Consider the following 19,618-nt stretch of genomic DNA (forward strand, 5'->3'; position numbering starts at 1 on the left):
AAAAGTTGGAAAGGGATTTATGGAAGAGGGTTGCGATCGCCTACTCTTTCTTGACATCCTGTCTGGTCCAGATGTCCTCTGGAACCTCGTCATAGCAGGACTGTGCATCTTCGCACATCGCGCCGGAATGCCCGTTGCCGCTGATGAGCTCAAAGATGCGTTCCTTCCTGAACAGCCAGTAATGGATCCTCCATTCCCTGCCATCATAAAGGGTCGTCTCTTCCCTCTCGGTGGTCAGGATTCCGGTGTCCTCCAGCATGTAGAAGGCGTCACGGTCCTCCGGTTCAAGGATATTGTCTATGATGCGCTCACTGTATCCGAAGAAGTTCATGACATGCTGAGCCATCATCCGCGCCTGGTCATCCGGCATACCGCTGCGGTCGATGCTATTCTTAATCGCATGAGTCAGGTCATCGACGGTCAAGGTCGTGCATTTATCATCAAAACAGATCTGGAAAGAAGGTTCCTCGGATTTACCTCCGTGGGTCGCAGGCTCAGCGGTCTTCACACTTACTCCCCCCAAAGCGGGGAGTGCGGCTGTCTTTGCCTTGCCACCTTTTTCGGCAGGTAAAGCTCGGGACTTAGCGATTCCGTTGCTTTTCATTGAGTTGCCCCTTGTCGTTATTATTAATAAATAAAGTAAATTGAGTTTGTATTCATTCAGGAAACACTATTTAAGGATTTTGTTATAGCAGACCGTCTATTGATGATTTGTACCGCAGGAATGCAATGAAACGCACCCTTTTTTCGATGCATCGTATCGATCGACCGGAAGATCTGTTTGAAATGAGATCATCGAATTGTAATAGATCGTGCCATATTTCAAACGACGATCGGCACCCACTTCGTCTAAGATGACGCGATGCCTTCTTCGTCTGTTCGTCAGGCACGGAGACGTTTGCTCATCATCCTCTCGATCTCGGCCACGATCCTCGATGAAACCTGCCTGTCCCCGTAGACCACGGTACGCCCGGCATCCGGTCTCGGCCGGCCCAAAGCTGTCATGATCCGCTCCCTATCGGCCCCGGTCAGGATGTTCCATCCCCCCTCCAAGGTCTCTATCCATTCGGTTTCGTCCCTGACGGTGACACAGGGCACTCCCCAGAAATATGCCTCTTTCTGAACCCCGCCGGAATCCGTCATGATCTTTTTCGCGTTCCGCTCCATGGCGGTAAAGGAAAGGAAGTCCAGGGGTTCCAACACCTTCACGTTCTTCGAGGCTCTGAGCTTCTCCATCAGCCCCCAGGTGGTGATGTTCCTGGACGTCCGTGGATGTAATGGCAGGACCACATCACCATGGTAGTCGCACATGGCACCGATGATGGCGTCCATGTTCTCCCTGGAATCAGCGTTCTCCTGACGGTGTATCGTGGCCAGGACATATTCTCCCTTTTTCACGCCCAGCCTCTCAGGTACGGAATTGTCGAGGGTGGGTTCGATGCTCAGGAGACATTCGGTCATGACATCACCGACGATAACAACACCGCTCGTGATGCCCTCCTTTTTGAGATTCTCCAACGAAGGGGGACTGGGACATAGTAGAAGGTCCGACAGGTGGTCAGTGACCACCCTGTTGATTTCCTCTGGCATTCCCCGGCGATAGGATCTGAGCCCGGCCTCGACGTGAACCAGCGGGAGGCCCATCTTGGCCGCCACGATCGCCGCCGCCAAGGTGGAGTTGGTGTCTCCGTAGACGACCACCACTTCCGGTCTGTCCTTGGTGAAGACCGCTTCCAATTCTTCCATCATCTTACCTGTTTGCGCACCTTGCTGACCTGAGCCTACACCCAGGTTGTAATCGGGATCGGGTATGTGGAGCTCTTCGAAGAATGATTGCGACATTTTGTAGTCATAGTGTTGACCGGTATGGACGATGATGTGCTGATGTCGCACTGTGATGGCCTTGTGCAGCGGAGCTAACTTGACGAATTGGGGCCTGGCGCCCACGACAGAGAAGATGCGCATCGCCGCTGGAACGTTCCGGACGCTAATTAATCTTGGCTAGAAAATGATGGCGCCCTGCGAGGGGCGGAATTGGTTTCAGAGGCTCATGTATTCGCGAGCCCTCATGTGACTGAGGGTTATGGACCGCGCCTCTTGGAAGTTCTTCTCCGCCCTCAGCTCGTCCAGGACCTCTTTTCCGACCGCACCGTCGACCGACATGATCATGATCGCGCGGCCGCCTTTGGTCTCGCGCCCCACGTTCATGTTGGCGATGTTGATGTGGCGGTTGCCAAGCATCATGCCGACCTTTCCGATCATTCCAGGCATGTCGTTGTGCTTGGTCATGACGAAATCGCCCTCGAGCGGGACGTCCACGTCGAACTCGTCGATGCCGATAAGCCTCGGCTCGCTGGCCGGGAACGCTGTGCCGCGCACCTCACGCTTGACGCCGTCCGAGGATACCCTGACGATGAGCATGTTCACATAGTGGGTCATCTCGTCCACCTTGGACTCGACCACCTGGATGCCCATCTCGCGGGCGATGGAACCGGCATTGATGATGTTGGTGTTCTCTCCCTTGACCGTCGAGAGCACTCCGACCAATGCCGATACCGTGACCATCCTGGTGTCCATGTTGGCGATCTCTCCGTGGACCTCCACCTCGATCTTCTTGACCGGTCCGTCGACCAGCTGCATGGCAAACGATCCGAGCCTCTCGGCGATGCCGATGTATGGCGCCACCTTCGGGTCGATCTTGCTCATGGGGGCGTTGACCGCGTTGGTGATCCTGTTGTCCACCAGGAACATCTTCACGTGTTCGGCCATCTCGATGGAGACCTTCTCCTGGGCTTCCTTCGTGGACGCACCCAGGTGAGGCGTCAGCACGGCGTTCGACAATCCTAGGAACGGTGAATCCTTCGGCAGCGGCTCCTGCTCGAACACGTCTATCGCCGAACCGGCTATGCGCTTGGTCTTCAACGCCTCGACCCAGGCGGCCTCGTCGATGATCCCGCCGCGGGCGCAGTTGACGATCATAACGGTCGGCTTCATCATGTTGAACTGGGCCGTGCTGACCAGGTTGTGGGTGGTCGGTGTCAGGGCGGCGTGTACGGTGATGAAGTCGGCCTCCTCGCAGACCTTGTCCAACGGCATAAGGCGGACACCGAGCTTTACCGCCGCTTCAGGAGATATGTACGGGTCGAAGCCGATCAGCTTCATGCCGAAGGCCTTGGCACGCTTGGCCACCTCGCCGCCGATGCGGCCGATGCCGATGATCCCGAGCGTCTTGCCGCTCAGCTCGACGCCCATGAACTTGCTCTTCTCCCATTTGCCTTCCTTGACCGACTTGTCAGCCCAGGGGATGTTGCGTGCCAGGGAGAGCATCATCGCCATGGTGTGCTCGCAGGCGGAGATGATGTTCGCTGACGGGGTGTTCATGACCAGTATGCCACGCCGGGTGGCTGCTTCCACGTCCACATTGTCGACGCCCACACCGGCCCTTCCGACAACGCGCAGCTTCTTGCCCGCCTCGATGACCTGAGCGGTCACCTTGGTGCCACTGCGCACGATGAGCGCGTCGTATTCGCCGATGATCTTGATCAGATCCTCCTGGGGTATCTTCGGTTTTACATCGACCTGGACCCCGCCGTCCTTGGTCAACATGTCGATGCCTTCCTTCGAAAGTTCGTCGGTTACAAGCAGTTTCATCATTGCATTCCCTCCATGACCTCGTCCATTACATGCACCAGGTCGTTCATGTCCTTGACGGTGAGGTCGCCCATGTGGCCGATGCGGAATGACGAATCCTTCACCTTTCCATAGCCAGGCGATATCTCGAAGCCCTTCTCCTTGAGCTTCTTGTCAAAGGTAGCGAAATCGAAGCGGCCGCTATCGATCACCGAAATGGTGTTGGACCGGTAACCTTGCTCGGCATACAGACCGAAGCGCTTCATGGCCCAGCTTCGGGTGATGTCGGCAAGTTCTTGATGCCGCTGGTATCGTTGGGATGAGCCTTCCCTCAGCCACTTGTCCAATTGGTGATCGAGCCCAAACATCAACGAGACCGGGGGAGTGGTGAGCGGCAGGTCCTTGTCCGCGTACTTCTTGTATTCGAGCAGGTCGAAGTAGTAGCCACGGTTCTCCACCTTCTCGGCCTTCTTGAGCAGGCGTTCGCTGCAGGCGATGATTGCCAGGCCCGGTGGTAGAGCCAGGGCCTTCTGGGACCCGAACACCAGCGCGTCGGGGGCCATCTGCTTGAGCTTAAGATCGACCGCACCTACCGAAGTGACGCCGTCGACGAATATGAGGGCATCGCTCTCGGCCCTGATGGCGTCGCATACCGCTGTCGGCTGGTTGTAAACGCCGGTCGACGATTCGTTGGAGATGAATGTGACCGCCTCGATGTCCTTCATCAATTTGCCCTTGATGTGCTCCGGCTTGATGCCCTTGCCCCATTCCACTTCGATCTTGTCGACCATCTTCCCGTTCGCCGTACCAATGCCCTGCCATCTGTCGCCGAAGGAGCCGTTGGATATGCCGCACATCTTCTTATTGACGCCACAGCGTACACAGGATTCCAGGAACCCGGTCGCCGAAGCCGGCGCCAAAAGTATCTGCATGTCTGTGTCCAGTGCCTTGTGTAACTTCTCCACTATGCCTTTTTGCAGGTTCGAATAGTCCTTGCCGCGGTGGACGATCATCGGTCTATCCATCGCTTTCAAAGTATCCTCGAAGACCTCGACCGGTCCGACCGTGAACAACCTTCGTGTCAAAGTGAATCAACCCCTGATGTGTAGAGAGTCCAAGGCGACGATAATCAGGATATCTGCCCAACGCCTCCGGGGCTGTCACGGCGACCGGTTCCGCTTGAGTCGATGGGTTCTTCCATCACTATCGAGACTTTGAACGGTTCAACCATAATAACCGTGCAATATTAACGTTTTAGGGGCTGACCGCATATATGGATATCAATCCAGCACTTTATCATAGACGCTCTGGACCTTATCGCAGATGACCTTCGGGGAATGATGGTCAGCCACATATTTACGCCCCAGTGCGCCGAGCTTCATGGTCAAGTTCATGTCGCTGACCAATCGGCTTACCTCCTCTTTGAGCGATGCTTTACCGTATTCGATCGCCCGCACTGGACACTCCGGATAATAGGAACGGAATTCTCGGTCGAAGGTCGACACTACCGCCCTGCCCCTTACCATTGCCTCCAGCGAGACCATTCCGATGATGCTGGGAAGATCTTCGCTCGTTGGCAGTACCTGGTCGATGAGAATCTGTGCACTGGCAATTCTCTTCAGGACCTCTTCGTGCGGTTGGTTCTCCACCAATTCGAACTTGAAGTTCAGCCCCTCCATGATCAACTCATCCATTGCCTCCTTGATGATCTCAGTGCCCTTTAGCAGAGGATTGTTGGACACATGGACCACCTTCGGTATCGTTCCCGTGTCGAAAAGGCACTCTGGAACCATCTCGATCGGATTCGGGATGAATGAAGCATCCGCATGCCACCTTAGGAGGTCTGGCCTGGAAACGATCTTCGCCCTCGCGATGGAACGGTATGCCATACCGTAGCCCATTCGCGTCTCGCTTCCGTGATAATGAACGACGATCGGTTTTCTATGGACAAATCTCATAGCCAGAACGTCGAAACGCTTTCTGTTCAGACCACCATGTACATGGACCAGATCGAAATCCCTGCAGACCCTTGACACTTTCCTCATGGTGGCGATATCATGGAATATCCCCGCCCCGCCATAGTACAGCTCCATATCGTGCGGGAAGTTGTACGGGTTCCTGTGTGTCTCTAGCACCTTAGACACTTGTCCTGAACTGGTTTGACATTTTGCCAGGATTGCGGGAACGCCTGCCAGGTTTTCAACATGAAGTATCTTCAACACAACGACCCCTTAAACCACATGCCCTATCAGGACAACCGTTGATAGATTGGCATTCCACACAAGAATCCCCATTGCATTCTAGATGAAAATTCTTTACAGGATCTCGTATCGGAATTCAACCGTTATTATCCTAATCCAAATCAGATGTTGGGAAGGACTCTATTTTGAGGGATCAAAGCGAACTCCCGAATCATTCCCGATGGATCCAGCGGTTTTGGGTTCTATGCCCATGTCTGTGATTCCATTTCATTCCTCGTGATTGTTTGTCCGATCCCATAGAGTGAGTGAAAAGGAAATATATTGTCACATTGGTTAAGCATGGGAATATTATCATATTATTGGGATGGGACATCCATTACGGCTCAGATTAGATGGATTGTAGATTGGGGTGTATGATGCTAAATGATCCGACATTATCGATTGGAATTGTCACTTATAACGGGCAATTCCTGCTCAAGCAGGTCTTAGAAACCGCTGCCGAGGAAATCGCTGACAAGAATGTGGAACTGATAATTTCTGACAATGCTTCTACCGATGACACTCAAAATATAATTAATGATTTTAAATTAAAACATCCAAACATAGTTTACGTCAGGAACTCGGAAAACATCGGGTTCGACGCGAATGTGGACCAAGTGGTGAGATTGTCAAAAGGACAGTTCGTTTGGCTTATGAGCGATGACGATTTCATAAGGAAGGGTGGAATAGACAAGGTTCTCGAGGTGATCGGTCAACATCCAGATCTGTGCTATGTTTTTGTGAACTACACCAACCCCCTTCCGCTTAAGGTCCAAAAGGATACGATATGCTTGGATTGGGCCCAATTCCTTCATGACGTAAATTTCAAGAACGGGCTTATTTCCAGCAATGTGGTCAACAGAAGACTTTGGTCAGAATTGAACATGATGCAATACAATCACTGTGCTTGGATACATCTTGCGTACGCTTTGCAGGCACTTGCCCCTCGACACGATAGAAAGGGCTACATCATAGTCGAGGAATTTGTTAAGCAAGACGGCATCCAAAGATGGGGGGAACCAGGCGCCTTCATAGATCTGAATTTGAAGCTCCTTAGGCTGTTGAAGGAGATCGATGATTTGGGGTATGACAAAACTTTGGGCTTCAGAACGAAGATCAAACAAATGGCCAATGATTTTCAGAAAGGATACCGGCGCGATATCCCATGGGCAAAAAACAAGGGAATGAAAAATTGTATGGGCCGGATCGGTCCGATGAAAGAATTCTTTGGATCGTTTCCAAATTTCTGGTTGGTGGATGTTCCTATGTTGCTGACCCCCAATATCATATATCGAATCGGGTTTGAGGTCGTGCATAAAATACAGAATAAATAAATATAAATATTAATAGTAAATATTAATCATTTATCGAGCATCCAGATTTTTCTGCTCGAGATACTTCCTCTCCCCTGATCGATTACGGTGAAAATGCCTATAGAAATGGTCATTCCTTTTTGGATCATCATCGGAAGTATGTCAATCGAGAGCATCCATCGGACATAATACCGGAGAAGACATTATATGAAAAGAAATAAATCAAGAGCCATTGTAGTATCCTGAATTGAACATTGATAAGAGAAAGAACAGATAATCGCTTCGATTGGCTGACACACTCAAATGAAGCAAGATGATGATATTTATCTCACAATCGGTATTCCAACGTTCAATGGATCAAACCACCTAGCGCAGGTGCTAGACAGCGTCCTTTCGCAAAAGGTCTCTGACCGTATCGAGATCCTGATCTCAGACAATTCTTCGACTGATTCCACTCAAGACATTTCGAAGGAATACCAACTCGAGCATCCGGAATTGATTTCCTACTATCGAAATGAACAGAACGTTGGGTTTGATGCAAATGTAGATCTGGTTGTGACCCGGGCTCGAGGGGCATTTGTATGGCTCCTATCGGACAACGATTTGCTGCTTGACGGCTCAATTGACAAGGTCTTGAACGTCATAATGGAATATCGAGAATCGATCCATTTGATCTTTGTCAACTACGATTCGGTTTACAAGGTGAGCGATTCTCTGACAGGAAATACGGTCTGCGACGGTGATTCCTACTTCCGTCTGGTCAATTTCAAGAATAGTCTCATCTCCAGCAATATTGTTTCCAAGAGCAGATGGTCTTCATTACATATGGAAAGATATCATGAAAGCAAATGGATTCATCTGGCATACTCAATGGAATCGATGGCCCCATCCAGTGGCGGGACGGGGTATATAATGAAGGATTTTCTCTTCAAAAAGATCGGCGCCTCCACCTGGGGAGACAGAGGAGAATTCATCTATTATGGATTCAAGTACGTCGACATCTTCAAAGGAATGACGGCGCTGGGATACCACAAGAGTGTTAGTGATTCGGCCCTGCACGCGATCGAGGATCCCTATTACATGAACATTCCTCGTGCAAGAATGGTTGGTCTGAAAGTTGATGGGACTTTGCTGAGAGAATTCACTGGAAGATTTTCTAAGATTCCCCGATTCTGGCTCGTTGACATGCCGCTGTTGATCCTGCCGTTGAACTCCATCCGTATGGGTCAAACATTGTACCGGAAGATCTTCCGGTGATCCTTGACCTTCTGATTAAGGACGCGCATTTCGGGGCGAATGGGTCAGAAAACCAACATATCGGCTTGATCTGCTCAAATTGTCATGCTCAAGCGCGTTTCTTGTTCTCCCGAGGACCTCAAGTATTAATAAATAAACGATAGCTTCTGGGCTGACGATGAACCGATGATGAACGTCCGGGATGGATATTCATTTACATCATTCAGAAATGCCTGCAAGAACTATCAGATGCTCGGACGACAATGGCCAGAAATCTCATCGGCACATCATTATCATTGAAAGGGAACCTTGGTGATTAGAGTGCTTGCAAGGAAATCTTTGCTGATCCTGATGGTAAGGCTTACATCCCAAGTGTTGTCCTTCATCGCTCTCCTTTTCATAACGAGATACCTCGGTACCGACGTTTATGGAAGCATCACTTTTAGTTTTGCGATCGTTGCCACATTCAACTGCGTGTCGGACCTGGGGTTCAATGCCGCGAACACCAAACGCATTTCGGAAGGTAAGGATGTTGATGATTGTTTCAGCACTTTTGCGGTGATCAAAGTTGTCATGACTGGGTTGATGGCATTATTGACCCTGGTTATAGTTCTCATTTATACCACATTTCTTGGGAGAGGTCTCTCGGATACCTCCGTTCAGCTCCTTTTGATCTTCATTGGTTATTATGTCCTCTATGACCTCGCTGGGATTGCCATATATACATTTGATGCAAGAATGGAGACGGCAAAATCCCAAATTATCCAGTTGATGGACCCGATAATTCGTGTTCCTATCGTCTTATTCGTTGCGCTGAATCGCATGAGCGTCTATTCTCTTGCCATTGCGTTTCTGATCGGGGCAGCCGCGGTATTTGTTGGTTCGGTCTTCTTGCTTCTTCGCTCTGGAATAAAATGGAAGAGGCCTACTCTCTTTCGCCAATACATCATCTTTGCAGCACCACTTGCGATAGCCTCGATTCTGTCAGTGGTGTGGGGCAATGTCGACAAGATCATACTAGGATTCTTCGGAACAAAGGTGGACCTGGCACTTTACAACTCGGGCCTCTCCCTAATGACCATTCTGACCAGTGTGGGTGCGGGAGTTGGAATAGTCACATTCCCTCTCTTTTCGAAGCATTTCTCTGAAGGTCGTTTGGACTTGATAAGGGAAAAGACTGCGGAAGCGGAGCGATACATCTCCATGATAGTCATGCCGCTGGCCACTGTGGTGATTGTCTTCCCATTTGCAGTTGCTTCGATATTGCTCGGAAGTAACTTCACCTTAGCCGGGGGCCCTCTGCAAATTGTCGTAATATCGACCACGTTGGGACTGATGACCCAGGCATACACAAGCCAGCTGAGCGCCATCAATAGGAACGATATGTACCTGAGGATAACCATAATCAGCCTTGTGCTCAATTCAGTGCTGCTTGCCATATTGGTGCCCAGTAGTATCTTAGGCGTCGGTCTATTCGGCCTATCATACATGGGGGCTGCCTATGCTGGCCTGGTGACAACGATAACGGTAGTGGCCTTCACTAGAGCTACAGTAAGGAGACTTACCCATACCCGTTCCAATCCCAGAATATTGATACACATCAGTGCGGCCATTCTATCTGGACTGCTCTTATGGTCGCTCAGCTATGCCGTCTTGCCGGTAAATCATATTCTTGAGCTCATAGTGTACAGCCTGTTGAGCTTCGGATTCTTTTTTGGATTTCTGGCAATATTCAAGGAATTCTCAAAGAAAGATCTGGATTACATCCTAGAGGTCATTAACCTCAAGAAGATGTGGAGATACATAATCACCGAGCTCCGTGGAAATTGATTCAATAGCATCGGTCACGGCGGTCAAGGACCTTTCTTAGATAACGCTCCGGGAACAATACGATGCTGACCAGGGTCAGGATATCTATTCTGGATGGTTTGGAGCTGATCAATTGTAACTTGGCCGCCTTGAGAGAACGGTGCACTATGGCGGCTGACAGGATTCTTTCCATCCACCTTCTCGTCTGGTTCGACCTGACCCTTTTAACCACCTTTCCGGAGTATTGTGGGTGGTCTTTCGTGCAATCGATCAAGAACGCTTCCTTCATCCGATACTGATCCTCATTAAGCTCCTTCGAGTCCTGACTGGCATGCATCCGGTACTCCATCAGCTCCTCATCCAGGAATACTACCGGACCTTGACCGGCCAATAGAACCAAGAAGACCGCGTCCGCCAACTGACCGTATCGTTCTTCCAATCCAATTTTCTGAGGGAACCCGTTCCGATAAACGATCGAGGGAAAAGGTATGTAAGAACGGGAATAGAGCTCGGCCATCGAAGCGGAGTCCGGATATCTTTCGACCGATTTCCCGCCCTTTTCTCGGACATACCTGCCATCCCTGTTCCCTTCAGGACCGATGCGAAAACCGTTGCAGCCGGAGGCGATGACCTCAGGGTTTCTCTCCATATAATCCACCTGGGTGGAAAGGAAATTGGGTAGAAGCCGGTCGTCGTCGTGCATCAGGTAGAAGAGGTCCTCTTGGGCAAGCTCAAACACCCGGGCATGGTTCCATATGGACGAATGATTATGGTCCGCCCCCACCCAGATGACACCTTTGTCCAGTTCAGCCGATATCGATTCTTTCACACCCGGATCGCTCCCATTGTCCAGGACGACGATCCTGTCCGCTGGCCTTTGTTGTGCCAACACGGAATCGATCGCCTCCCGGAGGTACTGTGGCCGGTTGTATGATAGAACATAGACCCCTATCGATGTCAAAACATGCCCTTCCAGGTGGTGAGGATTCATGTGTTCGATTATCAACGTTGTGGTGAATGTAACACCAGGGACTGGTTTGGTCATTCTTATGTTCATGTCGGAATCCTTAAGTCAACAGTTATGTTTCGTCCCCCGATGGTTAACGAAAAGGTCGCGGTGGTCGGAATCGGGTATGTCGGTCTACCGCTGGCTTGTGTTCTGGCGGAGAGCGGTTTCAGGACGACCGGGATCGACGTTGACAAGGATCGCGTTGACCTGGTCAACTCCGGAAAATGCCCCATAGTGGGAGAGGAACCGGGATTGCCAGAACTCCTTAAGAAGGTCATCCTTGCCGGCAGTCTCAAAGCATCGTCGAAGCCCGAGGACCTGGCAGGGTGCGATGCGGTGTTCGTCTGCGTGGATACACCCATCGACAAGGACAAGAAACCAAGGCTGGAAATACTAAGGTCAGCCGTCACCACCGTTGGCCGTTCGATGAAGAAGGGATCGCTCATCTCCATTGAATCGACATTGCCCCCTGGAACGATGAAGAACGTCGTGATCCCCATCCTGGAGAAGGAATCCGGCCTGCGCGTCGGCAGGGATTTCCTCCTGTGCCACTGCCCCGAAAGGGTCATGCCGGGAAAGCTGCTAAACAACATGAGAAAGGTGGAGCGGGTCCTGGGCGGGTTTGATTCGGAATCGATCAAGAGAGGGGCTTACTTCTATTCCCGCATCGTCCAAGCGGAGATACACCCTTCAGACCTTCTATCGGCAGAGATCTCCAAGACCTCAGAGAATGCCTACCGTGACGTTCAGATCGCGTTCGCGAACGAAGTTGCTCTGCTCTGCGAGAAGCTTGGTGCGGATGCCTTCGAGGTACGCCGATTGGTCAACACATGCCCTTCCCGGGATATGCACATCCCCGGTTCCGGGGTGGGCGGCCACTGCCTTCCAAAGGACTCCTGGCTGCTGCTGAGCGGAGCTCCTGACAACACTGCAAGGGTCATCCCTTATGCCAGGGAGGTCAACGAATCGATGCCGCACCACGTCGCCGAGCTGGCCAAAGGAGTGATGACCAAGGCGAAGGTCACCGCGGCCAGGCCGAGGGTGGCGATCATGGGGCTGGCATTCCTGCGTGACTCCGATGATGTGAGGGAATCTCCGGCGATCAAGATCATCGATGACCTGGTGGGTGAGTTCGAGCTCATCGTGCATGACCCGTTCGTCAAGAACCCGTACAAGGTAGAAATGACCAGGGACCTGGAGGCGGCGCTGGGGGGAGCGGACTGCGCTGTGTTCGTGACCGACCACACCGCCTATCGTACGCTCGATCTGCAAAAAGTGAAAAGGCTGATGCGCACTCCAGCCATCGTAGACGGCCGAAACATTTTCAACCAGAACGATGCGCAGCGCAACGGCCTCGTCTACGCCGGGGTTGGAAAGGGTCCTATCTGAGCATCGCTTCCAACCGCAAGACCGTTTCATTGATGTCGTTGGATTCGATCCCGTAGTGGGTCACGAACCGGACGCTCTGGGGACCGAATGAGAATATCAGGATGCCGTTCTTCCTGCATTTCTCCACGAACTCCTCGGCATTCATTCCGGTGCCGGATACGTCCGCGATCACAATGTTGGTCTGCACCGATTCCATGTCTATGTCGATGCCGTCAAACCCGATCAAGGCCAGAGCCAGTCTTTTCGCGTTGACGTGGTCCTCCTTCAATCGGGACACCATCTTGGTCAGCGCGACTATGCCCGGCGCTGCGATTATGCCGGCCTGCCTCATCCCCCCGCCCACCATCTTTCGGAAGCGGCGGCAGCTTTCGATATACTCCTTGCTGCCCAGCATGATGGAGCCCACCGGGGATGCCAATCCCTTTGATAGACAGAAGTCGAGGCTGTCCGCATGCCTCATGAACTCTTTGGGGTCTATATCCAGCGCGATCGCGGCGTTGAATATGCGAGCACCGTCGACGTGTACTTTCATTCCCAGCTCATGGGCTGCTCTGGCCACATCCTCCATCTGACGCGGTGTCCAGACGCAACCGCCAGCCCGGTTATGGGTGTTCTCGATCTCCACCAGCTTGGAGGGCGGATAATGGAGCGGATCTGGAGAGCGGACCGCCTCACGTACCTGGTCCCCGGTGAAAACCCCATGGTGACCCTTCACAAGCCGGGGGATCGCGCCCACGAGGGCGGACATTCCGCCTACCTCGTAATAATACATGTGAGCATCCTGCTCAAGGATGATCTCATCACCCCGCTGGCAATGCGCCAGCATGGCGATCAGATTGCCTCCGGTGCCGGACGGCACCAGCAGAGCGTCCTCCGCCCCGAACATCTTGGCAGCAATGTCCTGAAGCTCGTTTACGATCGAGTCCTCGCGTTCGACGTCGTCTCCCAGTCCATCGATGGATATTGAATCTATCATTTCCTTCGTAGGCAGGGTGACCGTATCGCTCCGCAGGTCTATGGTCTTCATAGCGCTCGGCTGACCATCACGATGGCCGATTTATATCTAGCGGAATAAGCGATAATGGAGTTAACAATAGTTCAGACCATCACTTTTCCGTGAGTCTTCAGCGACTCCAGGGCCGCTTCGCATACCTTCAGGTTCTGTACGGCGTCGACACCGCCTGCGGCCGGTATCCCGCCGGATAGGGCCGCTTCCAGGAAGCGTGTCAATTCGGTCTTCAATGGCTCTTCCTTCTTGACACTGATCTTCCTCACATCATATTCCAGAGGGATACGGAACATGTCGCTCTGGTCCATGTTGCCGACCTTGGACGTTGAGACCTCAAGGCTCTGATCGGTATAGTCCATCTGCACAAATCCCCCGGAACAGGTGAATGATACCTTACGGACCTTCATCGGGGTAAGCCAGTTGACCTCCAGAAATCCAACCGCACCGTTCTCGAACTCCATGAGCAGGTTGGCATAGTCCTCGAACAGAGGATTGGCGAACTTCCCGCCGACGGCATAGACGGACCTGACGTCCGAGGAAGTTATGTGCCTCATGACATCGACATCATGGATCCCGAGGTCCATGACCACTCCCACGTCCCTGATCCTGGCCGGGAAGGACGAGACCCGACGGGAAGCCAGCGAGATGATCTTCCCGATCTTGCCCGCTTCCAGGGTCTCCTTTGCCACCGCCACTATCGGGTTGCAGCGTTCGATGAAACCGGAGGCGATGGTGACATTCTTCTCTTCTGCGACCTTGCATATCTCAGCGGCCTTCACCGAATCACCGGTGAACGGTTTTTCCACCAGCAGGTGCTTTCCTTTGTGGATCGCCTTCATGGCGGTGTCAAAATGATAAGAGGTGGGAGTGCAGATGCTGACCGCGTCGACATCCTCAAGGAGGGCGTCAACGCTCGAATATGATCTCGTTCCAAGCCGGGCCGCCACCTTGGTGGCCTGCTCCGAGATCGCGTCCGTTACACCGACCAGCTCAGCGATCTCCGAATAGACCCGGGCGTGGTTCTGGCCCATGGCCCCCACGCCGATGACCCCGACCTTCATCATGGCTGGTGCAAAAGCGTCCGATTTATTAAACATGTCCGATTCCAGTGACGAGTAAAATATACTCAATTCGACATGAGATATCGGATTCTCATGAAGCGAGACCTGCTGGACATATTGGCCTGCCCCGCCTGCAAGGCGCACCCGCTCGAACTGACCGTCGAGAAAGAGGAAGGAAAGGAGATCGTGCAAGGCAAGTTGAAGTGCCCCAAATGCGGGAGGACCTACCCTATCGAGAGATCGATCCCGAACATGCTGGTCAAGGATTAGTCATTTTCAGAGCTTTGCCAGCGCCTTCCTTATCCGGTTCATACCCTCTGTGATCTCATCCCTGCTGGCGGCGTAGGAGATCCTTATCTTTCCCTCACCGGCCGGTCCGAACGCTATTCCTGGAGTGACCGCCACGTGTGCTTTCTCCAGCAGATAGGTGGCCATTTCCTCGGAGCTCATGTTCTGGTCGAATGATGGGAAGAGGTAGAAAGCACCTCTGGGCTTATCGCAGTGCAGAGATGGGATATCCGACATGAGCTCGTAGATCAGGTCCCGGCGGGCCTTGAACTCATGGATCATCTCCTCGACCGAATCCTGCGGTCCGTTCAGGGCCTCGACGCCGGCGTATTGAACGAACGACGTCACGCAGGTTATGGATTGGGTCTGGAGCTTGTTCAGCTCTTTGAAGATCGGATCTGGAGCGATGGCCCATCCCAGGCGCCAGCCGGTCATCGCATAGGTCTTGGACATGCCGCCGATGGTGATGGTCCGTTCGAACATGCCCGGGAGAGAGGCTATCGAATGGTTACTCCCCTCGAAGACGAGCCTTTCATAGATCTCGTCCGTCAGGACGGAGATGTTGTGGTCCTTGGCTATGTCCGCGATGCCTTTGACGTCGGATTCCTCCAGAACGGCACCGCATGGATTGGACGGGGAATTGATGACGATGAGCTTGGTCCTCGGCGAGACCATGGCCATCACCCTCTCCGGGGTCATCCGGTATTGTTCGTCCGGGTCTAACGTAGCGTATTTTACCGTCGCACCGGCCAGTCTGGCGCAGGCATCGAACGTTCCCCACTCAGGGTCGGGTACGATGACCTCGTCCCCCTCCTCCACCATTGCCAGCATGGTCATGAATATGGCCTGCTTGGTCGGAGTGATCAATACATGCCTGTCCTTACAAGGGATGTGGTTGATCCTGTTCAACCGTTCGGCCACCGCCTTACGAAGCTCAGGGATGCCGGCAGAAGGAGTATAATGGGTGAAGTGTTCTTCCAGCCCTCTCACGCATGCCTCGGTGATGTTAGATGGCGTATGAAAATCGGGTTCGCCCATGTTGAATGAGATGATGTCCGCCCCCTCCGCCTTCAACCTGCTGACCAGATTGCCCATCTTGACCGTTCCGGACTCAGGGACGTTGCTCATCCTTTTGGCTACCATTGACCGTCAAATGCGCATGAGGGCTATATCCTTTTCTCGAGCAATTCGGAAACATTTTGTGACCCAGAACAAATGTAACGATTGTGAATAAAAGGGACAATAAGGCATATATAAGGTCCCAATACTAAGCCGCCTTAGTGAGATAAAATGGTATTCGATTTGGACCTCAGCAAGCTCCGGTTCGGCACGGAGCTGGTCAAGAGAGGATTCGCGAAGATGCAACAGGGCGGGGTCGTCATGGACGTGACGAACGCCGAGCAGGCGGGGATCGCCGAGGAAGCTGGCGCAGTGGCCGTTATGGCGCTCGAGCGCGTTCCTGCGGATATCCGTGCTCAAGGAGGAGTGGCCCGCATGGCAGACCCGGTCAAGATAGAGGAGATCATGGAAGCGGTCACCATCCCGGTCATGGCCAAGTGCCGTATCGGACATTTCGTTGAGGCACAGGTGCTCGAGACGCTCAACGTCGACATGATCGACGAATCGGAAGTGCTCACGCCTGCTGACCCGTTCTACCATGTCGACAAGAAGAAGTTCACTGTACCATTCGTTTGCGGGGCCAGGGACCTGGGCGAGGCCTTGAGGCGCATCGATGAGGGCGCGGCTATGATCCGCACCAAGGGCGAGCCCGGCACCGGTAACGTCATCGAGGCCGTCCGTCACCAGCGCATGGTAATGGGCCAGATACGGGAGCTGAGGGGAAAGGACGAGACCGAAATGGTGGCCGTCGCCCGCAAGATAGAGGCGCCGATCTACCTGGTGAAAGAGGTCGCCGCGATACAGAGGCTGCCGGTCATCAACTTCGCCGCTGGCGGTATCGCTACTCCGGCCGACGCTGCATTGATGATGCAGCTCGGGACCGACGGTGTCTTCGTCGGATCGGGCATATTCAAGTCGAACAACCCGACGGAAAGGGCGAAGGCGATCGTGGATGCGGTCACCAACTTCGACGACCCAAAGGTCATCGCAGAGGTGTCGAAGGGACTGGGGGAGGCGATGAAAGGCATCGAGATCTCCACCATCAAGCCGGAAGATAGAATGCAGGAGCGGGGCTGGTAAGGCCCCGCTTTAAAAACTTCTTATTAATTCTAGAGCTCGTATCGATCAGTGAATCCAGGGATCTACAGGTCCCCTCTTTAGGAAACGATCAGCGTGGAATGCTGGCCAGAACCTCGCTTCCCACGGCGGTTATGGTGAGCAGTTCCGGACCGAGGGAGATCTCGTAATCGGCCAGGTCGAATACCGGGCTCTTGAAGGTACCCTCGGGAAAACCGCCGATCACCACCGCGACCTCTTCCGCTCCGGTCGCCGTAAGCAGATCCCTCAGCGGCGTGAGCCGACCCTCGGGGGACATGACCACTGTGACATCGACATTGATCCGGTCCATGAGCTCCAGGTAGGTCCCCTTCGAAATGGATATCTCCTCCTCTCCGGAACCGATCTTACCTTTCTCAAGAAGCTCATCGATGAAGGCCAGGCACTCGAGGTAGTTCTGCGGCACATGCGCCTTGCGTCCGATGGTCAGGATCTCGTCGTTCCTGGTGTGGACGAAAACGCGCAGATGGCCCCGTCTGTTGGCGATGGAGCTCTGGCACAGGTTGAGGAAACCATGGACCATATCCGGGCGCCCTCTCCGGCTGCCCTCAGGCATCTTGGCCAGCACGTCCCTGTGTAGATACGACTCCAGTACCTTCGTGTTGATGTCGCAGCGCGGCTCGACCCGGACGCCCTCGGGTATCCGCTCCAGCTCTGAATCGACCAATACGATCGTTACCCTCATGAGATCACTTTTTCGAGAGTCCCGGTGTCCCTGGCCACCTTTATCTCACGGCTGATGCGCCTGCCGGTGCTCATCTCCGGCTCGACCAGGTCCGAGTAGGGCGATCCGGATACGAACGGGTTCGAGCCAGCCACTATTCGGGATGATATCTCGAACACCTTGAACTCCAGCTTGTCCGTGACGATCGATTCCAGACAGAACGGACCGATCATGCCGCCGAACAGCTCGTAGGAGCGCTGGATGACCCTTTCGCCCATCTCGAACACTTTCGGCAGCAGGGACTCGCGCAGCACCACCGACACGTTGCCCGTGACCACGAACGTCGGATAGTAACCGAGCCGCTTCAGCTCCTCGGCGGCGCCCAGCTTGTACATTTCATCCACGTTGGATTCGTCACGGCGGTCCATCGACATCAGCTCGACCGAGCCTTCCGAAACGCGGTATCCGTCGGTCTTGATCGGGGAGTAGAAGAAGTGCAGGTAATACCTGGTGCCCAGGACGTACTCCTGGATGGTGTAGGGCTGCTCCATGTCGATGCCCAGCTTGAAGTCGGGGTAATCCTTGGCGATGAAGAAACCGCGACCTCCCTTGGCACCGTTGTACTTCACCAACACCGGCCGGTCGATCATCTTGGGGTCCTCGATGACCCGGGGCATGGAAATTCCGGCTGACTCCAGCCATTCCCTCATCTTGGTCCGGTCCGATTCCCAGGCAAGCACCTTCCGGTTACCGAACGTGGGGATGGGCATCTCCTCGAACTTGTTTGCGCTCATATACTCGACGAACGAACCGTGCGGGACCACGATGACGTTCCTGGCCAGGAACTCATCGTAATTGTCCACCAGCTCGCTGTAGCTGTTGAGCTTGAGGATCTCGTCTGGCTTGGCGAGCGGGAAGGCGTCGTAGAATCGGTTATTGTCCCGGATGGCCAGGCCAAGGGTCTTGAATCCCTCCTTTTTCGCCCCGTTGAAAATTTGGAGAGAGGAGTGTGAGCACAAGGTAGCAATGGTGATCTTGTCCTTGTCGTACTCGCTGAGAATCTTGTGAATCTTGTTCTTGGGAACCATTAACTTAGAATTTGTCTTATTCATATAAACATTTCCATTACCTACGGCTCAGACTGTACATCAGACCAGCCGAACTTTCGGCGGCTAATTGAACAGGTTGATGTTGAAAATGTACAGCAATGTGACCAGGAAGACCGCCCTCGTTACCCCGGCCAGGAAGTTCACCACGGCGAACCATTTGAGCTTCATCGCCTCCCCGTCCTTGTTAACGATGGAGAAGATATAAAGGACGGCGGTGTCGCTCATGAACGGGATGCTCAGCAACAGGTATAGAGCGTAATAGCCGAAGCGGGCCACGAACCGCTCGCACAGGTCGATGAACTTGCCGAACCACTTTATGCGCTTGGACCAACGGCGAACGGGGCCCTCTATCTCCATGCCAATCTTGAACACCAGCAGCGACCCCACCGCCTTGCCGGTGCCAAGGACTATGGCCAGAACATACCATGGAGTGTGTGGGCTTAGGATCAGACCGATCTCTACCGGTATCGGCAGGATGATCGCCGCGGCGACCGCATAGAGGAAGAAGATAATCGAATATAGAACGGGATCGCCGGCCAGTCCAGAAAGGATTGAGCTAAAGTCTTCGACGATTCCCATTGACGGGCATGACACGGATATGCGTTAAAAAAGGTTTGTGTTAGAAC

The 19,618-nt window shown here is 53.2% G+C and carries 18 protein-coding genes; 6 read left to right on the forward strand and 12 right to left on the reverse strand.

Annotation, left to right across the window (positions count from 1 at the left end):
- Window positions 1-40 precede the first annotated feature (40 nt).
- The 5 genes from VGK23_11995 to VGK23_12015 form a co-directional block, all read right to left on the reverse strand.
- A complete protein-coding gene (locus VGK23_11995; protein HEY3421262.1) occupies window positions 41-604 on the reverse strand; it encodes a DUF6015 family protein in 564 nt (187 codons plus the stop codon).
- Window positions 605-882: 278 nt separating this feature from the next.
- On the reverse strand, window positions 883-1,965 hold the full coding sequence (gene wecB / locus VGK23_12000; protein ID HEY3421263.1) for a UDP-N-acetylglucosamine 2-epimerase (non-hydrolyzing): 1,083 nt from the start codon (window positions 1,963-1,965) through the stop codon (window positions 883-885).
- Window positions 1,966-2,040: 75 nt separating this feature from the next.
- Window positions 2,041-3,651: a phosphoglycerate dehydrogenase gene (gene serA, locus VGK23_12005; GenBank protein ID HEY3421264.1), complete on the reverse strand. Its 1,611-nt coding sequence runs from the start codon at window positions 3,649-3,651 to the stop codon at window positions 2,041-2,043.
- Window positions 3,651-4,715 carry an aminotransferase class V-fold PLP-dependent enzyme gene (locus VGK23_12010; GenBank protein HEY3421265.1) on the reverse strand — a complete coding sequence of 355 codons (1,065 nt, stop codon included), beginning with the start codon at window positions 4,713-4,715 and terminating at the stop codon, window positions 3,651-3,653. Before VGK23_12010 ends, serA begins: the two co-directional genes overlap by 1 nt.
- Window positions 4,716-4,910: 195 nt before the next feature.
- Window positions 4,911-5,765, reverse strand: coding sequence for a hypothetical protein (locus tag VGK23_12015; protein ID HEY3421266.1), 855 nt, complete (start codon window positions 5,763-5,765; stop codon window positions 4,911-4,913).
- 479 nt (window positions 5,766-6,244) lie between these two features.
- Between VGK23_12015 and VGK23_12020 the strand changes: the two genes are divergently transcribed.
- The 3 genes from VGK23_12020 to VGK23_12030 all read left to right on the forward strand — a co-directional run bounded on the left by VGK23_12020 (window position 6,245) and on the right by VGK23_12030 (window position 10,249).
- On the forward strand, window positions 6,245-7,204 hold the full coding sequence (locus tag VGK23_12020) for a glycosyltransferase family 2 protein (GenBank protein ID HEY3421267.1): 960 nt from the start codon (window positions 6,245-6,247) through the stop codon (window positions 7,202-7,204).
- 282 nt (window positions 7,205-7,486) lie between these two features.
- Window positions 7,487-8,440, forward strand: coding sequence for a glycosyltransferase (locus VGK23_12025; GenBank protein ID HEY3421268.1), 954 nt, complete (start codon window positions 7,487-7,489; stop codon window positions 8,438-8,440).
- 291 nt (window positions 8,441-8,731) lie between these two features.
- A complete protein-coding gene (locus tag VGK23_12030; protein HEY3421269.1) occupies window positions 8,732-10,249 on the forward strand; it encodes a flippase in 1,518 nt (505 codons plus the stop codon).
- Between the two features lies 1 nt (window position 10,250).
- Here VGK23_12030 and VGK23_12035 read toward each other — a convergent pair whose 3' ends face one another.
- On the reverse strand, window positions 10,251-11,285 hold the full coding sequence (locus VGK23_12035; GenBank protein HEY3421270.1) for a glycosyltransferase family A protein: 1,035 nt from the start codon (window positions 11,283-11,285) through the stop codon (window positions 10,251-10,253).
- A 39-nt stretch (window positions 11,286-11,324) separates the two neighbouring features.
- Between VGK23_12035 and VGK23_12040 the strand changes: the two genes are divergently transcribed.
- Window positions 11,325-12,626, forward strand: coding sequence for a nucleotide sugar dehydrogenase (locus VGK23_12040; GenBank protein ID HEY3421271.1), 1,302 nt, complete (start codon window positions 11,325-11,327; stop codon window positions 12,624-12,626).
- On the opposite strand, the gene VGK23_12045 is transcribed toward VGK23_12040, so the two are convergent.
- Both VGK23_12045 and VGK23_12050 read right to left on the reverse strand, forming a co-directional pair.
- On the reverse strand, window positions 12,619-13,653 hold the full coding sequence (locus tag VGK23_12045) for a GntG family PLP-dependent aldolase (GenBank protein ID HEY3421272.1): 1,035 nt from the start codon (window positions 13,651-13,653) through the stop codon (window positions 12,619-12,621). The genes VGK23_12040 and VGK23_12045 overlap by 8 nt on opposite strands.
- Before the next feature lie 71 nt (window positions 13,654-13,724).
- On the reverse strand, window positions 13,725-14,696 hold the full coding sequence (locus VGK23_12050; protein ID HEY3421273.1) for a Gfo/Idh/MocA family oxidoreductase: 972 nt from the start codon (window positions 14,694-14,696) through the stop codon (window positions 13,725-13,727).
- Window positions 14,697-14,789: 93 nt separating this feature from the next.
- On the opposite strand from VGK23_12050, the gene VGK23_12055 reads away from it, so the two are divergent.
- Window positions 14,790-14,966: a methytransferase partner Trm112 gene (locus tag VGK23_12055; protein ID HEY3421274.1), complete on the forward strand. Its 177-nt coding sequence runs from the start codon at window positions 14,790-14,792 to the stop codon at window positions 14,964-14,966.
- A gap of 6 nt (window positions 14,967-14,972) precedes the next feature.
- Here the strand turns inward: VGK23_12055 and VGK23_12060 are convergent, their stop codons facing one another.
- Complete coding sequence (locus tag VGK23_12060; GenBank protein ID HEY3421275.1) at window positions 14,973-16,127, reverse strand: pyridoxal phosphate-dependent aminotransferase; 1,155 nt, start codon at window positions 16,125-16,127, stop codon at window positions 14,973-14,975.
- Window positions 16,128-16,274: 147 nt separating this feature from the next.
- Here VGK23_12060 and pdxS point away from each other — a divergent pair, with 147 nt between their 5' ends.
- Window positions 16,275-17,183 carry a pyridoxal 5'-phosphate synthase lyase subunit PdxS gene (gene pdxS / locus VGK23_12065; GenBank protein HEY3421276.1) on the forward strand — a complete coding sequence of 303 codons (909 nt, stop codon included), beginning with the start codon at window positions 16,275-16,277 and terminating at the stop codon, window positions 17,181-17,183.
- Between the two features lie 88 nt (window positions 17,184-17,271).
- On the opposite strand, the gene VGK23_12070 is transcribed toward pdxS, so the two are convergent.
- The 3 genes from VGK23_12070 to VGK23_12080 form a co-directional block, all read right to left on the reverse strand.
- The gene (locus tag VGK23_12070; protein HEY3421277.1) at window positions 17,272-17,904 is read right to left on the reverse strand and encodes a hypothetical protein; all 633 of its coding nucleotides are present in this window, start codon (window positions 17,902-17,904) and stop codon (window positions 17,272-17,274) included.
- A complete protein-coding gene (locus VGK23_12075; protein HEY3421278.1) occupies window positions 17,901-18,971 on the reverse strand; it encodes a formate--phosphoribosylaminoimidazolecarboxamide ligase in 1,071 nt (356 codons plus the stop codon). Before VGK23_12075 ends, VGK23_12070 begins: the two co-directional genes overlap by 4 nt.
- Before the next feature lie 84 nt (window positions 18,972-19,055).
- A complete protein-coding gene (locus tag VGK23_12080) occupies window positions 19,056-19,571 on the reverse strand; it encodes a hypothetical protein (GenBank protein ID HEY3421279.1) in 516 nt (171 codons plus the stop codon).
- Window positions 19,572-19,618: the final 47 nt, after the last annotated feature.

This window comes from Methanomassiliicoccales archaeon (assembly GCA_036504055.1).
Classification (GTDB): Archaea; Thermoplasmatota; Thermoplasmata; order Methanomassiliicoccales; family UBA472; genus DASXVU01.

What these genes read in the sequence shown, in the direction of transcription:
- wecB (HEY3421263.1), bottom strand. Translation starts at nt 1,965, where the DNA reads ATGCGCATCTTCTCTGTCGTGGGCGCCAGGCCCCAATTCGTCAAGTTA.
- VGK23_12075 (HEY3421278.1), bottom strand. Translation starts at nt 18,971, where the DNA reads ATGGTTCCCAAGAACAAGATTCACAAGATTCTCAGCGAGTACGACAAG.
- VGK23_12080 (HEY3421279.1), bottom strand. Translation starts at nt 19,571, where the DNA reads ATGGGAATCGTCGAAGACTTTAGCTCAATCCTTTCTGGACTGGCCGGC.
- VGK23_11995 (HEY3421262.1), bottom strand. Translation starts at nt 604, where the DNA reads ATGAAAAGCAACGGAATCGCTAAGTCCCGAGCTTTACCTGCCGAAAAA.
- VGK23_12020 (HEY3421267.1), top strand. Translation starts at nt 6,245, where the DNA reads ATGATGCTAAATGATCCGACATTATCGATTGGAATTGTCACTTATAAC.
- VGK23_12070 (HEY3421277.1), bottom strand. Translation starts at nt 17,904, where the DNA reads ATGAGGGTAACGATCGTATTGGTCGATTCAGAGCTGGAGCGGATACCC.
- VGK23_12035 (HEY3421270.1), bottom strand. Translation starts at nt 11,285, where the DNA reads ATGAACATAAGAATGACCAAACCAGTCCCTGGTGTTACATTCACCACA.
- VGK23_12045 (HEY3421272.1), bottom strand. Translation starts at nt 13,653, where the DNA reads ATGAAGACCATAGACCTGCGGAGCGATACGGTCACCCTGCCTACGAAG.
- VGK23_12055 (HEY3421274.1), top strand. Translation starts at nt 14,790, where the DNA reads ATGAAGCGAGACCTGCTGGACATATTGGCCTGCCCCGCCTGCAAGGCG.
- VGK23_12050 (HEY3421273.1), bottom strand. Translation starts at nt 14,696, where the DNA reads ATGAAGGTCGGGGTCATCGGCGTGGGGGCCATGGGCCAGAACCACGCC.
- VGK23_12025 (HEY3421268.1), top strand. Translation starts at nt 7,487, where the DNA reads ATGAAGCAAGATGATGATATTTATCTCACAATCGGTATTCCAACGTTC.
- VGK23_12060 (HEY3421275.1), bottom strand. Translation starts at nt 16,127, where the DNA reads ATGGTAGCCAAAAGGATGAGCAACGTCCCTGAGTCCGGAACGGTCAAG.
- VGK23_12040 (HEY3421271.1), top strand. Translation starts at nt 11,325, where the DNA reads ATGGTTAACGAAAAGGTCGCGGTGGTCGGAATCGGGTATGTCGGTCTA.
- serA (HEY3421264.1), bottom strand. Translation starts at nt 3,651, where the DNA reads ATGAAACTGCTTGTAACCGACGAACTTTCGAAGGAAGGCATCGACATG.
- pdxS (HEY3421276.1), top strand. Translation starts at nt 16,275, where the DNA reads ATGGTATTCGATTTGGACCTCAGCAAGCTCCGGTTCGGCACGGAGCTG.